This window comes from Kaistia hirudinis (assembly GCF_014196455.1).
Classification (GTDB): domain Bacteria; phylum Pseudomonadota; class Alphaproteobacteria; order Rhizobiales; family Kaistiaceae; genus Kaistia; species Kaistia hirudinis.
In genome coordinates this window covers 358,903-377,175 of sequence record NZ_JACIDS010000005.1, presented here as the reverse complement: position 1 = coordinate 377,175, position 18,273 = coordinate 358,903, and the positions used below count along the sequence as shown (strand labels likewise).

Here is an 18,273-nt window from a genome sequence, read left to right as displayed (position 1 = left end):
AGTTTGGAGGCTATTGCTGGATAAGCAGGCATTACGATGGCACCGGCACGGGCGGATGCCATATCTCGTGATCAATCCAACGCTGGGCGGGGGCATGAGCATCGAGCGCGTCGTCATTCTGGGGGGCGGTTTCGGCGGTCTCGCCGCCGCGAGGGGGCTTGCCGGCGCGCCGGTTTCGGTCACCCTCATCGACCAGCGAAACCATCATCTGTTCCAGCCGCTGCTCTATCAGGTTGCGACGGCGCTGCTCGCCACGTCCGAGATCGCCTGGCCGATTCGCAGCCTCCTGCGCGACGCCCGCAATGTGACCACGCTGCTCGGCACCGTGGTCGGCATCGATGCGGAAGCGCGGCAGGTGAAGCTCGAAGACGGCGCCGCGATCCCCTATGACGTGCTGATCGTCGCCACCGGCGCGCGTCACGCCTATTTCGGGCATGACGATTGGGAGCGGCATGCGCCCGGGCTCAAGATGCTCGAGGATGCGACCACCATCCGCCGCCGCATCCTGATGGCGTTCGAGCGGGCGGAGCGCGAAACCTCGGCCGAGAAGCGCGCCGCGCTGCTGACCTTCGTCATCGTCGGCGGCGGCCCGACCGGCGTCGAGCTCGCCGGTACGATCGCGGAGCTCGCGCGCCACACGCTGCCCGGCGATTTCCGCGCCTTCGATCCGCGGGATTCCCGTGTCGTGCTGGTCGAGGCGGGGCCGCGCGTCCTCGCCGCCTTTCGCGAGGATCTTTCGGCCTATGCGCGCAAGGCGCTGGAACGCCTCGGGGTCGAGGTGCGGACCGGCACCGCGGTTACGCGCGTCGATGCGGAGGGCGTCATGCTCGCCGCGGAACGGATCGACGCCGCGACCGTCATCTGGGCGGCCGGCGTACAGGCCTCACCGGCGGCCGACTGGCTCGGCGCGGCCAAGGATCGCGCCGGGCGCGTCATGGTCGAGGCGGATCTGACGGTGCCCGACCATCCGGAGATCTTCGTGATCGGCGACACCGCGATGCTGGTCTCCGACGGCAAGCCGGTCCCCGGCGTCGCGCCAGCAGCCAAGCAGCAGGGCGCCCATGTCGCCGCGACGATCCGGGCGCGGCTCACGGGCGACATGGCGATCCACCGCTTCCACTATCGCGATCAGGGCAGCCTCGCCACGATCGGGCGCAGCGCCGCCGTGGTCGATTTCGGCTGGATCCGCCTGAAGGGTGCGCTCGCCTGGTGGCTCTGGGGCATCGCCCACATCTTCTTCCTGATCGGCGTCCGCAACCGCCTCGCCGTGGCGCTCAACTGGCTCTGGATTCACACCAGCGGCCGGCGCGGCGCACGCCTGATTACCCAGCGCGATCTCCCCGATGACGACGGCTGAACAGCGGGTCGACAAGCCCTGGCAAAGACGCTAGGCATCGTCGCGCAGGGCCTATAGCTCAATGGTTAGAGCCGACCGCTCATAACGGTCTGGTTCCAGGTTCGAGTCCTGGTGGGCCCACCAACCTCTCCAGCCAAAATTGTCTCTGTTGAGACCCCGAAGACGGCGCGGTCAGCAGGCGCCATGGTGCGCCGCGCGCGTATGCTCATCCGGCGTATTGACAGGCGTGTCGCGCCGGCAGACCAAATATCGGATAGCGCGACACGGGCGGGGACGGGGGACGGCCGTAGAACAGCGCTTCGAGGGGCCAGCGCGTATCCGCGAGCCCTTCCAAAGATAAAGAGAAGACTATCCCGAGGGAGCGCGTGGTGTCTGAGACATTCGATCATATCGTTATCGGCGGCGGGGCGTCCGGGTGCGTCGCCGCTGCCCGCCTTGTGACAGACGGCAATCGCCGGGTCCTGTTGCTCGAGGCAGGATATTCGCACCACCATCCCTTGCTCGACATGCCGCCCGGCATCTTCAAGATGATCAACGGCTCGAAATACATGACCTATCATCACACGGTGCCGCAGCCGCACCTGCATGACCGGGTCCATGACATTCCGCAGGGCAACGTCCTCGGCGGCGGCACGTCGGTGAATGCGCAGGTCTATATGCGCGGCCGCCCCTCGGATTATGATGAATGGGAAGAGATCCTTCGCGGGAACAATGAAGGTGCATCCTGGGGGTGGTCGACCGTCCTCAAGCACTTTCGCCGCATTGAAGGCAATAACCGGCTGAGCAATGAGCTGCACGGCAGTGACGGGCCCTTGCTGGTTTCCGATCCCGGATATGTCGACGACGTCTCGCGATGGTTCGTCCAGAGCGTCCAGGAAAAGGGCGAACCGTACAATCCGGATTTCAACGGACCGACGCAGCGCGGGGTCGGCTTCTACCAGTTCATGAATCGGGCCGGGAAACGGTCGAGCGCGGCCTACGCCTATATCGAACCGCTCAAGAACGACACGCGGCTGACGGTGCGCCTGCGCGCCGCGGTGTCGCGCATCAATTTCGAGAACGGCCGTGCCGTCAGCGTCACCTATACCGACGCGAAGCGGCAGGAGCATACGGTCTTCTCGAAGGGCGATATCGTCCTCACCGCCGGCTCCCTCGTTACCCCCAAAGTGTTGATGCTGTCCGGCATCGGGCCTTCGGCTCATCTGAAGGCGCACGGGATCCAGACCCTCGTCGACCTGCCGGGTGTCGGACAGAACCTGATCGATCATCCGGAAGTTCCGGTCATCTCGATCGCCAATGGCCCCTACGGGTATTACCGGCAGGGCGTCGGCTGGCGGATGCTGATGAACGGCTTGAACTTCAAGCTGTTCCGCAATGGCCGGATCCTTTCGACGGGCTTCGAGGCGGGCGCCTTCATCAACCCGATCGACCGCGATGCGCCGCCGACCATCCAGGCCTTCTGCGTCCCGATCGTCTATCTCGATCGCGATCTCCTGAAAGTGTTCGACGATACCTATGGCGTCACCATCACGACGGTCGTCGCCAAGCCGAAGTCGCGCGGATATGTCCAGCTTCGTTCGGCCGATCCGGCCGCGCCACCACTGGTGTCTCCGCACCTGCTCCAGCACCCGGACGATATGGCGACGATGGTCGCGGGGCAGCGCTTCTTCCGCGATGTCCTGCTTTCGGGGCCGCTGGGCAAACGCGTTGAAAAGGTCATAGCGCCGGCCGGTCCGGATCTGAGCGACGACGTCATGGCGGAGCATTGCCGCCGGTTCGTCAAGACCAACTACCATCCGGCCAGCACGGCGCGCATGGGGGCGGATGGCGATCCGATGGCAGTGCTGGACGCCCGGCTTCGGGTTCGCGGTGTCGACAATCTGCGGGTCGCGGATCTTTCGGCCGTGCCCAATATCAATGCCGGCAATACGACCGCCCCGGCCATGATGCTGGGCGATCGCTGCGTCGATTTCATACTCGGGCTCGATCAACCCACGACGACAAACTGAGGAATGGGACCATGATCCTCGATCTGTTTTCCCTCTCCGGCAAGGTTGCCCTGGTCACTGGCGCCACCCGTGGCATCGGGCTTGGCATAGCGGAGGCGCTCGCCGACGTGGGGGCCCATGTCATCCTCTCGTCGCGGCTGCCCAAGCCGGACGTGATGGCATCGCTCGAAGCGGCCGGACACAAGGTGTCGTATATTCAGGCCGACATGGAGGACCCGGCGGCGCCGGCCAAGCTTGTTGCCGATGCGACGGCCCTGCATGGCCGGCTGGACATCCTCGTCAACAATGCCGGGATTGCCTATCACGGCGACACGCACAGCTTTGCCGAAGCCGACTATCGGCGGCTGATGGACATCAATGTCGATGCCGTGTTCAGAGCCTGCCAGGCGGCCCTCGGGACGATGCGCCGGCAAAAGAGTGGCGTCATCCTGAATATCGGCTCCATCTCGGGCTACATCTCCAACATTCCGCAGTCGCAGGCGGCGTACAACGCGTCGAAGGCGGCGGTGCATATGCTGACGAAGAGCATTGCCAGCGAATATGCCGGCGAAGGCATTCGAGCCAACGCGATCGCGCCCGGCTACATCGAAACCGATATGACAGCCGGTGGTCTCGCCAACCCGGAATGGTCGCCCGTCTGGAGGGCGATGACGCCGCTGCCGATGATCGGCACGCCAAGGGACATCGGCGCCGCCGCCGTCTATCTCTGCTCGGAAGCGTCCCGTTACGTCACCGGGGAGGTGTTGGTCATCGACGGCGGCTATACGAGCCGGTGAAAGCATCGAAGCGACACGGATAAGATCCTCGTGCCCATGCAGCGTGTTCTCAGATTGAGGCTCGCGACGACATTGATCCGAAGACGCTGTTCCGATGCCTGCGCGCATGTCGGGGGCATTGGCCTCAATACGGCAGGCCGACATAGTTCTCGGCCAGGGCCGCGCGGGCGGTTTCGGAGCTCGCGACATAGTCGAGCTCGGCGCGCTGGATCTTCCGGTCGAAGGGCGTGTCGGTGAAGCGGTGCAGGACGGTGGTCATCCACCAGGAGAAGCGCTCCGCCTTCCAGATGCGGGCGAGCGCGCGGGACGAATAGGCGTCGAGGCCCGCCATCGAACCGTCGCCGTAATATTCCGCGAGGCCGTGCGACAGATAATGGATGTCGCTCGCTGCCAGGTTGAGGCCCTTGGCGCCGGTCGGCGGCACGATGTGCGCCGCGTCGCCGGCGAGAAAGAGCCGGCCGAAGCGCATCGGCTCGGCGACAAAGCTCCTTAGCGGTGCAATGCTCTTCTCGATCGACGGCCCGGCCGTGACCTTGGTCGCCACATCGTCCGGCAGGCGGCGGCGCAGTTCCTCGAAGAAGCGCTCGTCCGACCAGTCCTCAACGTGCTCGTCGAGCGACACCTGAACATAGTAGCGGCTGCGCGTCATCGAGCGCATCGAGCAGAGCGCGAAGCCACGTTCGCTATTGGCATAGACGAGTTCGTGCTCGGCCGGCGGCACGTCCGCGAGCAGGCCGAGCCAGCCGAACGGATAGACGCGCTCGAACTCCTGGATCGCGCCGGCCGGCACGGATTTGCGCGACATGCCGTGGAAGCCGTCGCAGCCGGCGATGAAATCGCAGGCGAGTTCGTGCCGCACGCCATTGAGCGAGAAGGAGACGAGGGGCGAGGTGCCGTCGAAATCATGCAGCGCGACGTCGTCGGCCTCGTAGAAGCTCGTCGCCCCGAGGGCCGAGCGGGCTTCCATCAGGTCCTGCGTGACCTCCGTCTGGCCATAGACGGTGACCGTCTTGCCGCCGGTGAGCCCCTTCAGGTCGATGCGGTGGCGCCCGCCGCCGAAGGCGATCGAGAAGCCGTCATGGACCAGCCCTTCGCGGTGCAGGCGCTCCGTGACGCCGGCTTCGTCCAGGAGATCGACCATGCCCTGCTCGAGCACGCCGGCGCGGATGCGCCCGAGCACATAATCGGGGCTGCGGCGCTCGATGATGACATTGTCGATGCCCTGGCGGGCGAGCAACTGCCCGAGCAGCAGTCCCGACGGTCCTGCGCCGATGATGGCGACCTGCGTGCGCATTTTTTATCCTCCCATGGCGCGACGCTCGTGCGCGCGCCGATCCTGAGGGCAGTGTCGCGCTGAACTCCGTTGACATGAATGGAGCATTCGCGCAGTGTCTTGGACAAATCGATCGGAGATCGCGGTGTCGGATCAATCCGTCCCTGCCTATTGGCTCTATGGCGAGCGGCGGACGGATCGCTTTCCCGACGCGCTGCATATCGAGACCATCGTCTCGCGCAGCACGCTGCATGACTGGCGGATCGAGCCGCACCGGCACCAAAGCCTGCATCAATTCTTTCTCATCGCTCGCGGCGGCGGCACGGCGCGCATCGACGGGGTTGACCATCGGCTCGCGCCCGGCACGGCCGTGCTGATGCCGCCGCTTCACATCCATGAGTTCCGTTTCGAGCGCGGCACCGACGGCTTCGTCGCCAGCATCGCCGAACTGGGCCTCCGCCGGCTGTTCGATGCGGAGGCGGACGCGCATAACGAACTCATGCGTCCCGCGGTGTTCGGCCTGGGCCTCGACGATGCCGAATACGCCGAGCTTGCCGGCGTGATGCAGGCGGCGCTGACCGAATTCGCGCGGAACCAGGGCGGGCGCGAGGTGGCGCTCACTGCCCATGCCGGGCTGATTGCGCTTTGGTTCTGGCGTGCCACGCGACGGGCGCGGGCCGATTCGGCGCCGCCCAGGGATGGCCACGCGGCGCTGGTCGGACGCTTCATCGAATGCGTGGAAGCCGATTTCCGCAGCCATCGTCCGCTGGAGGCCTATGCGCGGCGCCTTGGCGTCTCGGTGCCGCATCTGTCGCGCACCTGCCGGGAAACGCTCGGCCTGTCGGCGGTGCGCGTCATCCATGACCGCATGATGCTCGAGGCGCGGCGACACCTCGTCTACACGTCGATGCCGGTTTCCCAGATCGCCTTCGCACTTGGATTTTCCGATCCAGCCTATTTCTCGCGCTTCTTCGCGGCGCGCGCCGGTGTCGCACCGTCTGACTATCGCGCTGCGGCCTGATCAGCGCGTGGGTTCCGCCCTTAGCGTCAGCGCCTCGACCAGCCCCAGCGCGTGGCGCAGCGCGGCGCCCGTGGTGACGGCCATCTGGGGCAGGACGAGCCATTCGAGCGTCCAGGCCGCGCCGGAGCGTTCGTTCTCGTGCACCAGCGCCTGATGCAGCGTGCCGCAGAGGCCGGCATTGAAGCGGGCGAGCGCGATCAGAAGCTCGGCCGCGACCGGATTGGACTTGTGTGGCATGGCCGAGGAGGCGCCGCCGCCGGCGATGATCGCGGTGCCGACTTCGTTCTGCGCCATCAGCGCAATGTCGATGCCGATCTTGCCGAGCGTGCCCGAGACAAGCGACAGCCAGTCGCCAAATTCGACGATGCGCTGGCGCGCCGAATGCCAGACGGGGGCTGGCGCGAGGCCGAGGCGGCCGGCCAGGCCTTCGGCGACGCGGTCGCCGAGACCGTTCAGCCCCTCGCGCGTGCCGATCGGGCCGCCGAACTGGATCACCAGAAGCTCTTCGCGAACGGAGGCGAGCCTTTCGCGCAGATGCGCCAGCGGGCGCATCCAGCTATCGACCTTGTCGCCGCCGGTGAAGGGGAGTGCGCGCTGCATGCGCGTATGCGCCATCAGCGGCGTCGCGGCCGCCTCGTCACGGAGCCGGCGCAGCAGGTCGAGCAGTGCGTCGAGGCGGCGTCCGAGGATCGCGATCACGTCGCGCATCCGCAGCACGAGCGCGGTGTCGGTCAGGTCCTGGCTCGTCGCGCCGAGATGCAGCCATCGGCCATGTTCGGCGCCGACGGCCTTTCGCAGCACCGCCACGAACGCCGGGCCGATGACACCGTCCTTCTCGATGCCCGGCGCGAGGGCGTCGGGCGCGATCGCGATGCTTCGACACGCGGCTTCGATCGCGTTCGCAGCCTGCTGCGGCACCAATCCAACGTCGGCTTCCGCCGCCGCCAGTGCAGCTTCGAAATCGAGCATCGCGGCGATCTCGGCTTCATCCGAGAGCGCCGTTTCGATTTCGCCATCGCCGGCGAGGGTACGGAGCACGAGCGAGCGCATGGCGGCCTGTCAGATGTCGAAGAAGATGGTCTCGTTCTCGCCCTGCAGGCGGATGTCGAAGGTGTAGGTCGGAACACCGCTTTCATCCGAGCGAGACGCGATCAGGGTCGGCACGCGGCTCTTGAGTTCGATCCGGCCGAGGACCGGGTCGGCCGCATTGGCCGCTTCCTCGTCGCCGAAATAGAGCCGCGTGTGCAGGCCGACATTGATGCCGCGCGACACGATCCAGAATGTGATGTGCGGCGCCATCGGCCTGCCGTCGGAATAGGGGGCCGAGCCGGGCTTGATGGTCTCGAAGCGGTAAATGCCCGTCGTACCGTCGACCGGCTGGCGCGCCCAGCCGGAGAAGGCCGGATCGGCGGTGCCGCGATGCTCGCCGCGGCCGGGATAGAGGCCGTTCGCATCGGCCTGCCAGATCTCGATCAGCGCGTCGCGGAGTGCGTTGCCGCTGCCGTCGAAAATGCGGCCGGTGATCACGATCCGCTCGCCCTTGACTTCGGGTGGCACCGGCAGTGAGCCGAGGTCGACGGGGTAGACATTGTCGATGCCGATGAAGTGCGGCGTGGTGCCGATATGGACATAGGGGCCCGCAGTCTGCGACGGGCTCTCCTTCAGGCGGTCGAGGCGCTGGACCATTTCAATTCCCCTCCCTGCGGTTCTCGAACATGGTCGAGCGGCGACCGCGCAGCACGATGTCGAACTTGTAGGCGAGCGTGTCCATCGGCAGCGAGGCCTCGCGGTCGAGCGCCGCGATCAGCGTCTCCACCGCCTCACGGCTCGGAATGCCCATCACGATCGGGCACTGCCAGATCATCGGATCGCCCTCGAAATACATCTGCGTGATCAGGCGCTGGGCGAAGGCGTGGCCGAAGACCGAGAAATGGATATGCGCCGGGCGCCAGTCGTTGACGCCGTTCGGCCAGGGATAGGCGCCGGGCTTGATGGTGCGGAACCAGTAGCGGCCCTCATCATCCGTGATCGTGCGCCCGCAGCCGCCGAAATTCGGGTCGATGGCCGCGAGATAGGTTTCCTTCTTGTGGCGATAGCGCCCGCCGGCATTGGCCTGCCAGAATTCTACCAGCGCGCCCTGAACCGGCCGGGCGTTCTCGTCGAGCACGCGGCCATAGACGATGGTGCGCGGACCGATCGGATCGCCCGTGGTCGCGTAGTTGCGGATCAGGTCGTTGTCGAGCGGTCCGATCATCGCGTGGCCGAACACGGGGCCCGTCATCTCGGAGATGGTGTTGCCCAGCGAGATCAGCGCGTTCTTGGGCGATCGCAGCACCGACGTCTTGTAGTCGGGCGTGAGGGCCGGCGGGTGCCAGGCGCGGTCGCGCTGAAAGAACGCGCCGTCCTGATAGGTCGTGTTGTCATTGCGCATGGCGGGACCTCCTTCCCATCCGTGGCCGAGCCGGCCGGCTCAGGCCTTTGATTCCGCGTCCAGTTCGGCAAGCGCCGTCCGGGCGATCTTGAAGGCGTGGTTGGCGGCCGGCACGCCGGCATAGATCGCCACGTGCAGCAGCGCTTCCTTGATGTCGTCGATGCTCGCGCCGGTGTTCTTCGTCGCGCGGACATGCATCGAGACTTCGTCATGATGGCCGAGCGCCGCGAGCAGCGCGATCGTCAGCATGGAGCGCTCGCGCTTGCTGATCGTTTCGCGCGACCAGACCGAGCCCCAGGCGCTCTCGGTGATCAGCGTCTGGAAATCCGCATTGAACTCGTCGGTCGCGGCGACCGCGGCATCGACATAGTGCGCGCCGAGGACGGCGCGGCGCGTCTTCATGCCGGTCTTGTAGCGCTCGGAGGGTTCAGACATGTCCATGTTCCTCGAGATGGCGCGCGATGAGGGCCGTGAGTGCGGCCGGCTGCTCGACCGGCGGGATGTGGCCGGAGCCGGTGATCAGTTCGAAGCGCGCGCCGGGAATGCGATCGGCGGTCGCACGAACGAGGTCGGGCGGCGTCGAGAGATCCTGGTCGCCCGCGACCGCAAGGGTCGGTATCGCAATCGTGCCGATCCGGTCGGTAAGGTCGGCGTCGCGGATCGCGGTGCAGCTTCCGATATAGCCGGCATCCGGCGTGCGGATCAGCATGTTGCGCCAGCCGGCGAGATCGACCGGCTGCTCGCTCCTGAAGCGCACCGTGAACCAGCGCTCCATCACCCCATCGGCGATTGAGGCGAGGCCGTTGGTCTCGACGGCGCCGATGCGAGCGGCCCAGCTCTCGGCCGTGCCGATCTTGGCGGCCGTGTCGGCGAGCACCAGGGCGGAGAGCCGTTCGGGAGCGCGGAGCGCAAGGTTCTGGCCGATCAGCCCGCCGATCGACAGGCCGACAAAGGCGAAGCAGGCGATGCCGAGTTGGTCGGCGAGCGCGAGGACGTCGTCCGTATGATCGTCGATCGAATAGGGAGCGGGCGGCGCGTCGGAAAGGCCGTGGCCGCGCTTGTCGTGCCGGACGACACGCCAGCGCTTGCCGAGCTCGGCCGCGACCGCATCCCAGACCCTGAGATCCGTACCGAGCGAATTGGCGAACAGCACCGCCGGCCGGTCCGGCTGCCCGGAATCGTCCCAGTGGATTACGTGATCGTTCAGTCGCGAGAAGGCCATGATGGTGTCGGGTCCCCAGCGATCATGCTACCGCAAGCAGCATTACGCCCGTCCAGAATTCATGTAAAATGACATATCGGTGCCGTTGTATAACCTATGGGTCATGAAATGCCGGAGATGCGCGGGGACCTGCTGGATGGGAGGATCAAGCTCAGGCATCTCACCTGCTTCCTCGAGGTCGCGCGGCTAAAGAGCGTCAGCGGGGCGGCGTCGATGCTCGGCCTCAGCCAGCCGGCCGCATCCAAGACGATCCAGGAACTCGAGGCCATCCTCGGCGTCGAGCTGTTCGACCGCAGCAGGCGCAATCTCGTGCCGACCAGCTTCGGCGAGGTATTCCTGCGCTATGCGGGCGCCAGCATCACGGCGCTCAAGCAGGGCATGCAGTCGGTCACGCAGGTCGAGGGAGGGGTTTCCTTCACCGTCGGTGCGCTGCCGACCGTCTCGGCGCGCATCCTGCCGGCGGCAGTCACCCATTTCTCGGCGCAGCGCTACGGCATGAAGCCGCGCATCATCACCGGGCCGAACGGCTACATCATCTCGCAGCTGCGGCTCGGCGAAGTCGATCTCGTCATCGGGCGCATGGCGGAGCCCGACGTAATGAAGGGGTTCTCGTTCGAGCATCTCTATTCCGAGCGGATCGCGCTCGTGGTGCGGCCGGGCCATCCCCTGCTGCAGCCGAGCGTCTTCGATATCGGCGCGATCGGCGGCTATCAGGTGCTGATGCCGCCGCCCGGCTCGATCATCCGCCCGACCGTCGACCGCTTCCTCGTAGCCAATGCGATCGGGCCTCTGGCCGACGAGATCGAGACGGTGTCGGATTCCTTCGCCCGCAGCTACACGAGATCGAGCGACGCGGTCTGGATCATCTCCGAGGGTGTCGTGGTCGACGACATCGATCATGGGCTGCTCATGCGGCTTCCCGCCGACATGTCGGATACGCTCGGTCCCGTCGGCCTGACGACGCGAACCGACACGCCGCCTTCGCTGCCGGTCCAATTGTTCGCGCAGTCCGTGCGCGCCGTCGTGGCGGAGCGCATCGGCCCCCGTTGAGCCGATGCGCTGCCGTTGTCAGAATGGATATTGCTGCGGGCCTTCGATGGTGACCCAGCGCAGCTCCGTGAATTCGGCGATCACGGCCTTGCCGCCAAAACGGCCATAGCCGGACGACTTCACGCCGCCGAAGGGCATCTGCGCCTCGTCATGCACGGTCGGGCCGTTGATATGGCAGATGCCGGTCTCGATCCGCTTGGTCACGGCGAGCGCGCGCTTGATGTCCTGCCCGAACACCGCCGACGAGAGACCGTACTCCGTGTCGTTCGCGACGCGCACCGCCTCATCGACGCCCTTGACGCGGATGATCGGCTTCACCGGGCCGAACGACTCCTCGGAATAGATCCGCATGGCAGGCGTGACGTGATCGATCACCGTAGCCTCGACGATCGAGCCGTCGCGCTTGCCGCCGGCCACGACCACGCCACCCTTCGACACCGCATCGGCGATCAGATCATCCATGCGCTCGGCGGCCTTCAGGTCGATCAGCGAACCGAGCACCACATGGCCGCGCGGATCGCCCGCCGGCAGGTGCGACGCCTTGGCAGCGAGCTTCGCGACGAATTCGTCGGCGACCTTCTCGTCGACGATGAAGCGCTCCGTCGACATGCAGATCTGGCCCTGGTTCAGGAAGGCGCCGAAGGCCGCGGCATTGACCGCCTGATCGATATCGGCGTCATCGAGGACGACGAAGGGCGCCTTGCCGCCGAGCTCGAGCAGCACCGGCTTCAGATGTTCGGCCGCCAGCTTGGCGATGATCTTGCCGACCTTGGACGAACCGGTGAAGTTCACCCGGCGCACGGCCGGATGCGCGATCAGCGTCTCGACGATCGTCGCCGCATCGGCCGGCGCATTCGAGATCACGTTGACGACGCCCTTGGGGAAGCCGGCGTCGTTGAGAACCTGGCCGATCAGGTGGTGGGTGCCGGGGCAAGCCTCGGAAGAGCGCAGGATCACGGTGTTGCCGCAGGCGAGCGGCGCGGCGATGGCGCGGACGCCGAGGATGACCGGCGCATTCCAGGGCGCCATGCCGAGCACGACGCCGGCCGGCTGGCGGATGGCGAGCGACAGGATGCCGGGCTTGTCGGACGGGATGACCTCGCCGGTGATCTGCGTGGTCAGCGCCGCCGCCTCGCGCAGGATGCCGGCGGCGAGGTGCACGTTGAAGCCGGCCCAGGGCGCGGTCGCGCCGGTCTCTTCCAGCATCAGGCGGGTGAAGTCGTCGACGCGGCTTTCGAGCAGGTCAGCCGCCTTGAGCAGCAGCGCGCGCCGTTCGCTCGGGCCGGTTTCGGACCAGGTCTCGAAGGCCTTGGCCGCCGAGGCGACGACCTTGTTGACGTCCGCGACGCCCGCCGCGGCGGCGCTCGTCGCGACGGCGCCGGTAACGGGGTCCTTGCGGTCGAAGGTGGCGCCGGATGCGGCGTCGGCCGCCGTCCCGTCAATGATGAAGCCGATCTTCATGTCGTGTCTCCTTGTGTCGTCGGCGCCTTCGGCGCCGTAGAGGTCCGGTGCTCGGTCAGAAGCCGATGACGTCCGCGTTGATCGAGGCTTCGAGCCCGCCATCGACGGGCAGGTTCGCGCCGTTGATCCAGCGCGCGCCGTCGGACAGCAGGAACAGGATCGCCGGGGCGATGTCGGGCGCGTTGCCGGCGCGGCCGACGCGGGTGATGTCGCTGTCGACGCGTGCATCGCCGAAGACCTGGCGGAATTCTTTCAGGATCGGTGTCGTCACCGGGCCGGGGCTGACGGAATTGACGCGCACGTCGCGGTCGCGGAACAGCTTCTGATGCGCCGCCCGCTGGGTCCACAGAAGCAGCGCCTCCTTGGAGACCGGGTAGCCCTCGCCCTCGGCGATCGCGAATTCCTTCACGATCGCATCCGGATCCGGGAAGCCCTGCGCGCCGACGAGGCCCTTGGTGCGTTCGAGATTGGCGCGCCAGCCATAGCCGGCGATGGAGGCGACATTGACCACGGCGCCGCCCTCGCGGATCCGCGGCGCGACAGCCTCGGTCAGGGCGCGCAGGCCGTAGAAGTTGATGGCGATGGTCTTGGCCGCCCCGAGCGTACCCGAGACGCCAGCGACATTGGCGAGGCCGTCGATGCGCTGGGGCAGGCGCTCGACAAGGCTCTGGATCGAGGCCGGCGCGGAGAGGTCCGCCTCGATGAACGATGCGATCGCCGCGCCGGGCGCACGCTGGTCCACGCCGATGACGTCGGCGCCGAGCGCGAGCGCCAGCTCCGCGGTGCGCGCGCCGATGCCGGACGAGACGCCGGTGATGAGGATGGTTTTGCCGAACAGCATGGAACTGCCTTTCTACTTCGGTCGTCGAATGGAGGTCGGGATCAGCCGGCGTTGCCGGTCGGGGCCGGCGCGGCGGGACCGCCTTGCGGGGTCCGCTCACGGGACGGCGGTTGCCCGCCGATCGTCACGCGGTAGCCGAGCGGGAGGAGCGCGAGGTCGTAGCGCCGCTCCAGCCAGCCCCAGAGGCCGCGCGGCAGGAACAGGGCGAAGACCAGCGCCGTTGCGCCGAGGCCGACGAGGTACCAGACGCCGGACGCGCCGAACCACGCCTCGATCACGAAGAAGATCACCGCGCCGAGGATCGCCCCTTCAAATGTCCCGAGCCCGCCGACCAGCACCATGAAGATCATGTAGGCCGTCCACTGGACCCCGAAATAGGTCTTGGGCTGGAAGGTGATGGCGGTCGCGAGCCAGAGCGCGCCGGCCAGCGCCGCGCCGAAGGCGGCGAAAACGAAGATGATGCGCTTGGTCGACATCACCCGGACGCCGACCGAGGCCGCGGCCTCCTCATTGTCGCGGATCGCCTGGATCGCGGAGCCGACCCGGCTCCGAAGCAGCGCGAACAGGATCGCGAGGATCGCCGTCATCGACCCGAGCGCCACCCAATAGGTCAGGGCGTGGCGGGTATCGGCCTCATAGGCATTGAGCGCGATCAGCGAGGTTCCTGTCTCGCCCTGCACGAGCGAGTCGAGATTGACGAGCAGGTGGCAGAGCGCGGCCACGACCCACATGCCGATCGCGAACTCGCCGCCCTTGAGGCGCAGCATGAAGGCCGAGATTGGCAGCGACACGATCGCGACGAGCACGGCCGCGATGACGAGCGCCGGATAGACGCTGAGGCCGGCATCGGCGAGGCGCACCGCCGCATAGGCGCCGAGGCCGAAGAACGCCTGCTGGCCGACCGAGACCAGCCCGCCATAGCCGGCGAGCGCGTTCCAGCACACGGCGAGCATCACGTAGATGAACAGCGTCGTCAGCTTGTCGATGGCGTTGTTGCTGAACAGCAGCGGCCCTGCGGCGAGCAACACGAGGACGAGCGCGGCGATCAGGATCGCCGCCCGCGACAGAGGCGTCCAGCGCTCGATGCGGATGGTCTGGTCAAGGCTCATGCCGAACGCCTCATGGTCTTGCGGAAACGGGTGCCGATCTCGTCGACATGCAGGCGGGCGAGGAGCACCACCAGGAAGACGACATGCCCGGTGATCAGGAAGCCCTGCGGGTTGATCTGGGCGCCGATGCTCTGGGCGACTCCGAGCACGATGCCGCCGATCAGCGTGCCCCAGAGCGAGCCGGCACCGCCGATAACGGCCGCCTCGAAGGCAAAGATCAGCTGCGGGCCGCCGGCATAGGGATCGAAGGTCGCACGCATGCCGAGGAAGGCGCCGGCGACGCCGACCGTGAGCATGGCGATCGCCGCCGCGGCCGCATTGACGCGCCGCGCATTGATGCCGATGAGGCCGACCGTATCCGGATCCTCGGCGGTGGCGCGGATCGCGCGGCCGAGCTGGGTCCGCGTCAGGAAGAGCTGCAGGCCGCCGAGGATCAGGACCGCCGTCACGAAGGTGATGGCCGCCAGCTTGCCGATGGAGATGTCGTCGGTGAGCTGCCAGCTGTCCCATGACAATTCGTCGATATAGGGCGCGAGCGAACGCGTATCGGCGCCGAAATGCTCGAACAGCAGGTTGTCGATGACGATCGACAGACCGAAGGTCGACAGGATCGGCACCAGCATGCCGCCGCGCTGGCTGCGCTCAAGGATGGTCCGCTGCAGCACCCAGCCGATCACGCCCATGGCGGGCAGCACGATGATGAGCGCGCCGAATGGATCGAAGCCAAATTGGTCGGCCAGCACGTAGAGACCGAAGGCCGCGACGATCGCGAGGCTGCCATGCGCCAGGTTGATGATGCGCATGACGCTGAACATGAAGGACAGCCCGCAGGCAATCACCGCGTAATAGCCACCGAGCAGGATGCCCTGCACGATCTGGTTCACCCAGATCATCATGCGTGAACCCTCCCCTTGTCGGTGCCGAGGCCGAAATACGCCTCCGACACCTGTTCGCGGCTGATCTCGCCGCGCTTGCCTTCGAGCACGATGCGACCTTCGAGCATGCAGACGATGCGGTCTGCGACGCGCATGGCGCGGCGCAGATCCTGCTCGACCAGGATGATGGTGGTCCCGCCGCCGATCAGGGATTGCAGCGAGGCGTAGACGCGGTCGACGGCGAGCGGGGAGAGGCCGAGCGAGACCTCGTCGAGGATCAGTACTTCCGGATTGGTCATCAGCGCGCGGCCGATGGCGGTCGCCTGCTGCTCGCCGCCGGAGAGATTGCCGGCCTTCGCGTGACGGCGGGGCTTCAGATTGGGAAATGCCTCCAGCACGCGCTCGACGGTCCAGTCGCCGCGCCGTCCGGCGGAGCGGGCGAGCACGAGGTTCTCCTCGACGCTCATCTGGCCGAACAGGCGCCGCCCCTCCGGCACCAAGGCGACGCCGAGGCCGACGCGCCGATAGGCCGGGATGGTGGTGATGTCGATGCCGTTGAAGACGACGCTGCCGCCGGCCGGCATATGGGCGCCCGCGATGGTTCTGAGAAGCGTCGTCTTGCCGGCGCCATTGGCGCCGACGAGCGCGATCGTCTCGCCCTTCTCGACGGAAAGGCTCAGGTCGCGCACCGCCTGGAGCAGGCCGTGGCGCACATCGAGATTGCGGATTTCGAGGAGGCTCATTCGACGCTGCCTCCGAGATAGGCCTCGACCACGGCGGGTGTCTTCATGACGGTCTCCGGGTCGCCGTCGGCGATGATGCGGCCGGCATCCATGCAGATCAGCCGGTCGGCGATCTGCAGCAGGATGTGGACGATGTGCTCGATCCAGACGATCGCGATGCCGCGATGGCGGAGCTCGCGGATCGTGCCGACCAGTTCGTTCGCCTCGCCGTCCGTGAGCCCGCCGCCGATCTCGTCGAGCAGCAGCAGCTTCGGGTTGGTGCCGAGCGCGCGGGCGAGTTCGAGGCGCTTGCGGTCGAGAAGGCCGAGCGTCTCGGCGCGCCGGTTGGCGAGATGGAACATGCCGCAGAGCCGCAGCGACTCGCTCGCGCGCTCATAGGCTTCCTCCCGGGCGAAGTTGCCGCCATTGGCGGCCGCCACGAAGACGTTCTCGAAGACGGTCATCCCGCCGAAGGGGCGTGGAATCTGATGGGTGCGGATGATCCCGCGCCGGCTGCGCTCGGCCGCCGGAAGGTGGGTGACGTCCTCGCCCGCGAAGGTGATCGTGCCGCTGGTGGGCGCGTGCGCGCCTACGAGGACGCTCAGGAACGTCGTCTTGCCGGCGCCGTTCGGGCCGACGATGCCGACCGCCTCATCGGCTCGCATCGAGAAATCGATCTGATCGAGCACGACCAGCGCGCGAAAGCGCTTCTCGAGGCCCGAGACCGTGACAATGGGCTGATTGCTTGCCTCGTTCACGTCGTCATTCCATCCGGTGGGGCGGACCCGCCCGACCTCTGTTCGAGAAGCCGGGCGGCGCGGCGAATGTGGTACGATCTCAGCCGTTCAGCGGCAGCAGCTTGGCGCCGACGGGCACGTTCGGATCGGTCACATTCTCGGTCACGACATAGTCGAGCTTGAACTTCGACCCGGACGGAGCCTTGACCCACTGCGTGCCGATGATCGGGCCCGGCGAGACGTTGGGGACGGGACCGCTGGTGAAATCGACCTTGCCGCCGATGGTGGTGGTGTTGAGCGTGGCGATCGCCTTGGCCAGCGCCGCCTTGTCCGTCGGGGTGCCGCTCGCCTTGACCGCCGCCGCTCCGGCGTCGAACAGCGCGAGCGTCGCGCCGAGCTGCTGCGTCCACTGCTTGCCGGTCGCCGCCTCGTAGCCATCGGCGAGTTCGATGCCCGTGACACCGGTGAGGCTGGAGGTGTAGGGGAAAGTCTTGTGCCAGTAGGCGGCGCTCGCAATGTTGAAGCCGAGGCTGCCCAGCGCCTCGATCCCGTCCGGGAACAGGCCGGTCTTGGCAACCTGGCAGATCTTCAACTGCTTCCGCAGACCCTGCTGTGCGGCCTGGCGCCAGAAGGCGGCGAAGTCCGGCGGGATCGGGAAGGAATTGAAGATCTCGACCTTCTCCTTCTTGAACAGCGCGATCTGGGCGGAATAGTCCGTCGTGCCGTCCTCATAGGCGCCCGGATCGATGATCGTGAACCCGTCCTTCTCGAGCAGGGGCGCGAGATTGGCGCGCACGGCATTGCCGTCGGCGTCGTTGGGATAGAGCACGCCGACCTTCTTGTTGGTCTCGAGCAGGTTCCATTGCGAGACATAGGTCCGGTGGAACTCGCCGACGCCGAAGCCGAAATGATAGGTCCACTTGAAGGGCGAGGGCGCGCCGGGCTTGGCGCCGCGGCCGAAATACCAGGCCTCCCAGGGCATGACGGTCGACAGGCACGGCACGCCCGCCGCCTCGGCGGCGTCGGCGACCGGATTGATCGTCTCAGGCGTCGAGACGGCGAGGATCAGGTCGACCTTGTCGCTGTTGATGAGCGATTTGGCGAGCTGGCTGGCGCGCGAAGGATCGGATTGCGTGTCGACATCGAGGATCTGGACCTCGTAGGTCTTGTCGCCGACGGCGAGGCCGTTGGCCAGCGCCTTGCGGACGAGGTCGAGCACATAGCCGTCGGTTTGCCCGAAGCCGGACAGCGCGCCGGTGCGGGGGCTGACGAAGCCGATCTTCAGCACGTTCTCGGAGCCGGCCGCGAAGGCGCGGCCCTGCGTCGCGAGCGCGAGGCCGCCGGCGCCGATGCCGGCCATCAACTGGCGGCGGGTCGGCCTGAATCCGA

18 protein-coding genes and 1 tRNA gene are annotated in these 18,273 nt (G+C 66.8%); 6 read left to right on the top strand and 13 right to left on the bottom strand.

Annotated elements, in window-relative coordinates:
• The first annotated feature begins 94 nt into the window (after positions 1-94).
• From GGR25_RS20340 to GGR25_RS20325, 4 genes are all read left to right on the top strand, one after another.
• Positions 95-1,357, top strand: coding sequence for an NAD(P)/FAD-dependent oxidoreductase (locus tag GGR25_RS20340; RefSeq protein WP_183400697.1), 1,263 nt, complete (start codon positions 95-97; stop codon positions 1,355-1,357).
• A 47-nt stretch (positions 1,358-1,404) separates the two neighbouring features.
• Positions 1,405-1,480, top strand: a tRNA-Ile gene (locus GGR25_RS20335).
• Positions 1,481-1,725: 245 nt separating this feature from the next.
• Positions 1,726-3,366 (top strand): GMC family oxidoreductase N-terminal domain-containing protein, encoded by a 1,641-nt coding sequence (locus tag GGR25_RS25070; protein ID WP_183400696.1) that lies wholly within the window; start codon positions 1,726-1,728, stop codon positions 3,364-3,366.
• 11 nt (positions 3,367-3,377) lie between these two features.
• Positions 3,378-4,142: an SDR family NAD(P)-dependent oxidoreductase gene (locus tag GGR25_RS20325; protein WP_183400695.1), complete on the top strand. Its 765-nt coding sequence runs from the start codon at positions 3,378-3,380 to the stop codon at positions 4,140-4,142.
• 124 nt (positions 4,143-4,266) lie between these two features.
• Here GGR25_RS20325 and pobA read toward each other — a convergent pair whose 3' ends face one another.
• A complete protein-coding gene (gene pobA / locus GGR25_RS20320) occupies positions 4,267-5,436 on the bottom strand; it encodes a 4-hydroxybenzoate 3-monooxygenase (protein ID WP_183400694.1) in 1,170 nt (389 codons plus the stop codon).
• Positions 5,437-5,560: 124 nt separating this feature from the next.
• On the opposite strand from pobA, the gene GGR25_RS20315 reads away from it, so the two are divergent.
• Positions 5,561-6,436: a helix-turn-helix domain-containing protein gene (locus GGR25_RS20315; RefSeq protein WP_183400693.1), complete on the top strand. Its 876-nt coding sequence runs from the start codon at positions 5,561-5,563 to the stop codon at positions 6,434-6,436.
• On the opposite strand, the gene GGR25_RS20310 is transcribed toward GGR25_RS20315, so the two are convergent.
• Genes GGR25_RS20310 through pcaD form a run of 5 tightly spaced genes read right to left on the bottom strand, consistent with a single transcriptional unit; the run spans position 6,437 to position 10,089 of the window.
• A complete protein-coding gene (locus GGR25_RS20310) occupies positions 6,437-7,486 on the bottom strand; it encodes a 3-carboxy-cis,cis-muconate cycloisomerase (protein ID WP_183400692.1) in 1,050 nt (349 codons plus the stop codon).
• 9 nt (positions 7,487-7,495) lie between these two features.
• Complete coding sequence (pcaG, locus tag GGR25_RS20305) at positions 7,496-8,122, bottom strand: protocatechuate 3,4-dioxygenase subunit alpha (RefSeq protein WP_183400691.1); 627 nt, start codon at positions 8,120-8,122, stop codon at positions 7,496-7,498.
• A 1-nt stretch (position 8,123) separates the two neighbouring features.
• The gene (gene pcaH, locus GGR25_RS20300) at positions 8,124-8,867 is read right to left on the bottom strand and encodes a protocatechuate 3,4-dioxygenase subunit beta (RefSeq protein WP_183400690.1); all 744 of its coding nucleotides are present in this window, start codon (positions 8,865-8,867) and stop codon (positions 8,124-8,126) included.
• Positions 8,868-8,906: 39 nt separating this feature from the next.
• Positions 8,907-9,308, bottom strand: coding sequence for a 4-carboxymuconolactone decarboxylase (pcaC, locus tag GGR25_RS20295; RefSeq protein ID WP_380146460.1), 402 nt, complete (start codon positions 9,306-9,308; stop codon positions 8,907-8,909).
• Positions 9,295-10,089 (bottom strand): 3-oxoadipate enol-lactonase, encoded by a 795-nt coding sequence (pcaD, locus tag GGR25_RS20290; protein WP_183400688.1) that lies wholly within the window; start codon positions 10,087-10,089, stop codon positions 9,295-9,297. The genes pcaC and pcaD overlap by 14 nt, the downstream gene beginning before the upstream one ends.
• 129 nt (positions 10,090-10,218) lie before the next feature.
• Here pcaD and pcaQ point away from each other — a divergent pair, with 129 nt between their 5' ends.
• On the top strand, positions 10,219-11,139 hold the full coding sequence (gene pcaQ, locus GGR25_RS20285; protein ID WP_484496849.1) for a pca operon transcription factor PcaQ: 921 nt from the start codon (positions 10,219-10,221) through the stop codon (positions 11,137-11,139).
• Positions 11,140-11,157: 18 nt separating this feature from the next.
• On the opposite strand, the gene GGR25_RS20280 is transcribed toward pcaQ, so the two are convergent.
• The 7 genes from GGR25_RS20280 to GGR25_RS20250 all read right to left on the bottom strand — a co-directional run bounded on the left by GGR25_RS20280 (position 11,158) and on the right by GGR25_RS20250 (position 18,244).
• Positions 11,158-12,600: an aldehyde dehydrogenase gene (locus tag GGR25_RS20280; RefSeq protein WP_183400686.1), complete on the bottom strand. Its 1,443-nt coding sequence runs from the start codon at positions 12,598-12,600 to the stop codon at positions 11,158-11,160.
• A gap of 55 nt (positions 12,601-12,655) precedes the next feature.
• Positions 12,656-13,441, bottom strand: a complete 786-nt coding sequence (locus GGR25_RS20275) for a coniferyl-alcohol dehydrogenase (protein ID WP_183400685.1) — start codon at positions 13,439-13,441, stop codon at positions 12,656-12,658.
• 41 nt (positions 13,442-13,482) lie between these two features.
• Positions 13,483-14,550: a branched-chain amino acid ABC transporter permease gene (locus GGR25_RS20270; RefSeq protein WP_183400684.1), complete on the bottom strand. Its 1,068-nt coding sequence runs from the start codon at positions 14,548-14,550 to the stop codon at positions 13,483-13,485.
• Positions 14,547-15,443 carry an ABC transporter permease subunit gene (locus GGR25_RS20265; RefSeq protein ID WP_183400950.1) on the bottom strand — a complete coding sequence of 299 codons (897 nt, stop codon included), beginning with the start codon at positions 15,441-15,443 and terminating at the stop codon, positions 14,547-14,549. Before GGR25_RS20265 ends, GGR25_RS20270 begins: the two co-directional genes overlap by 4 nt.
• Entirely contained in the window at positions 15,443-16,168 is a 726-nt protein-coding gene (locus GGR25_RS20260) for an ABC transporter ATP-binding protein (RefSeq protein ID WP_183400683.1), read from the bottom strand. The genes GGR25_RS20265 and GGR25_RS20260 overlap by 1 nt, the downstream gene beginning before the upstream one ends.
• Positions 16,165-16,905, bottom strand: a complete 741-nt coding sequence (locus GGR25_RS20255) for an ABC transporter ATP-binding protein (protein WP_343068124.1) — start codon at positions 16,903-16,905, stop codon at positions 16,165-16,167. Before GGR25_RS20255 ends, GGR25_RS20260 begins: the two co-directional genes overlap by 4 nt.
• 79 nt (positions 16,906-16,984) lie before the next feature.
• Entirely contained in the window at positions 16,985-18,244 is a 1,260-nt protein-coding gene (locus GGR25_RS20250) for an ABC transporter substrate-binding protein (RefSeq protein ID WP_380146547.1), read from the bottom strand.
• Positions 18,245-18,273: the final 29 nt, after the last annotated feature.

Coding starts and splice junctions, on each gene's coding strand:
- GGR25_RS20325 (WP_183400695.1), top strand. CDS start 3,378: ATGATCCTCGATCTGTTTTCCCTCTCCGGCAAGGTTGCCCTGGTCACT.
- GGR25_RS20250 (WP_380146547.1), bottom strand. CDS start 18,244: ATGGCCGGCATCGGCGCCGGCGGCCTCGCGCTCGCGACGCAGGGCCGC.
- pcaG (WP_183400691.1), bottom strand. CDS start 8,122: ATGGTCCAGCGCCTCGACCGCCTGAAGGAGAGCCCGTCGCAGACTGCG.
- GGR25_RS20260 (WP_183400683.1), bottom strand. CDS start 16,168: ATGAGCCTCCTCGAAATCCGCAATCTCGATGTGCGCCACGGCCTGCTC.
- GGR25_RS20280 (WP_183400686.1), bottom strand. CDS start 12,600: ATGAAGATCGGCTTCATCATTGACGGGACGGCGGCCGACGCCGCATCC.
- GGR25_RS20270 (WP_183400684.1), bottom strand. CDS start 14,550: ATGAGCCTTGACCAGACCATCCGCATCGAGCGCTGGACGCCTCTGTCG.
- pcaH (WP_183400690.1), bottom strand. CDS start 8,867: ATGCGCAATGACAACACGACCTATCAGGACGGCGCGTTCTTTCAGCGC.
- GGR25_RS20265 (WP_183400950.1), bottom strand. CDS start 15,443: ATGATCTGGGTGAACCAGATCGTGCAGGGCATCCTGCTCGGTGGCTAT.
- GGR25_RS20275 (WP_183400685.1), bottom strand. CDS start 13,441: ATGCTGTTCGGCAAAACCATCCTCATCACCGGCGTCTCGTCCGGCATC.
- GGR25_RS20310 (WP_183400692.1), bottom strand. CDS start 7,486: ATGCGCTCGCTCGTGCTCCGTACCCTCGCCGGCGATGGCGAAATCGAA.
- pcaD (WP_183400688.1), bottom strand. CDS start 10,089: ATGGCCTTCTCGCGACTGAACGATCACGTAATCCACTGGGACGATTCC.
- pcaC (WP_380146460.1), bottom strand. CDS start 9,308: ATGGACATGTCTGAACCCTCCGAGCGCTACAAGACCGGCATGAAGACG.
- GGR25_RS20340 (WP_183400697.1), top strand. CDS start 95: ATGAGCATCGAGCGCGTCGTCATTCTGGGGGGCGGTTTCGGCGGTCTC.
- pobA (WP_183400694.1), bottom strand. CDS start 5,436: ATGCGCACGCAGGTCGCCATCATCGGCGCAGGACCGTCGGGACTGCTG.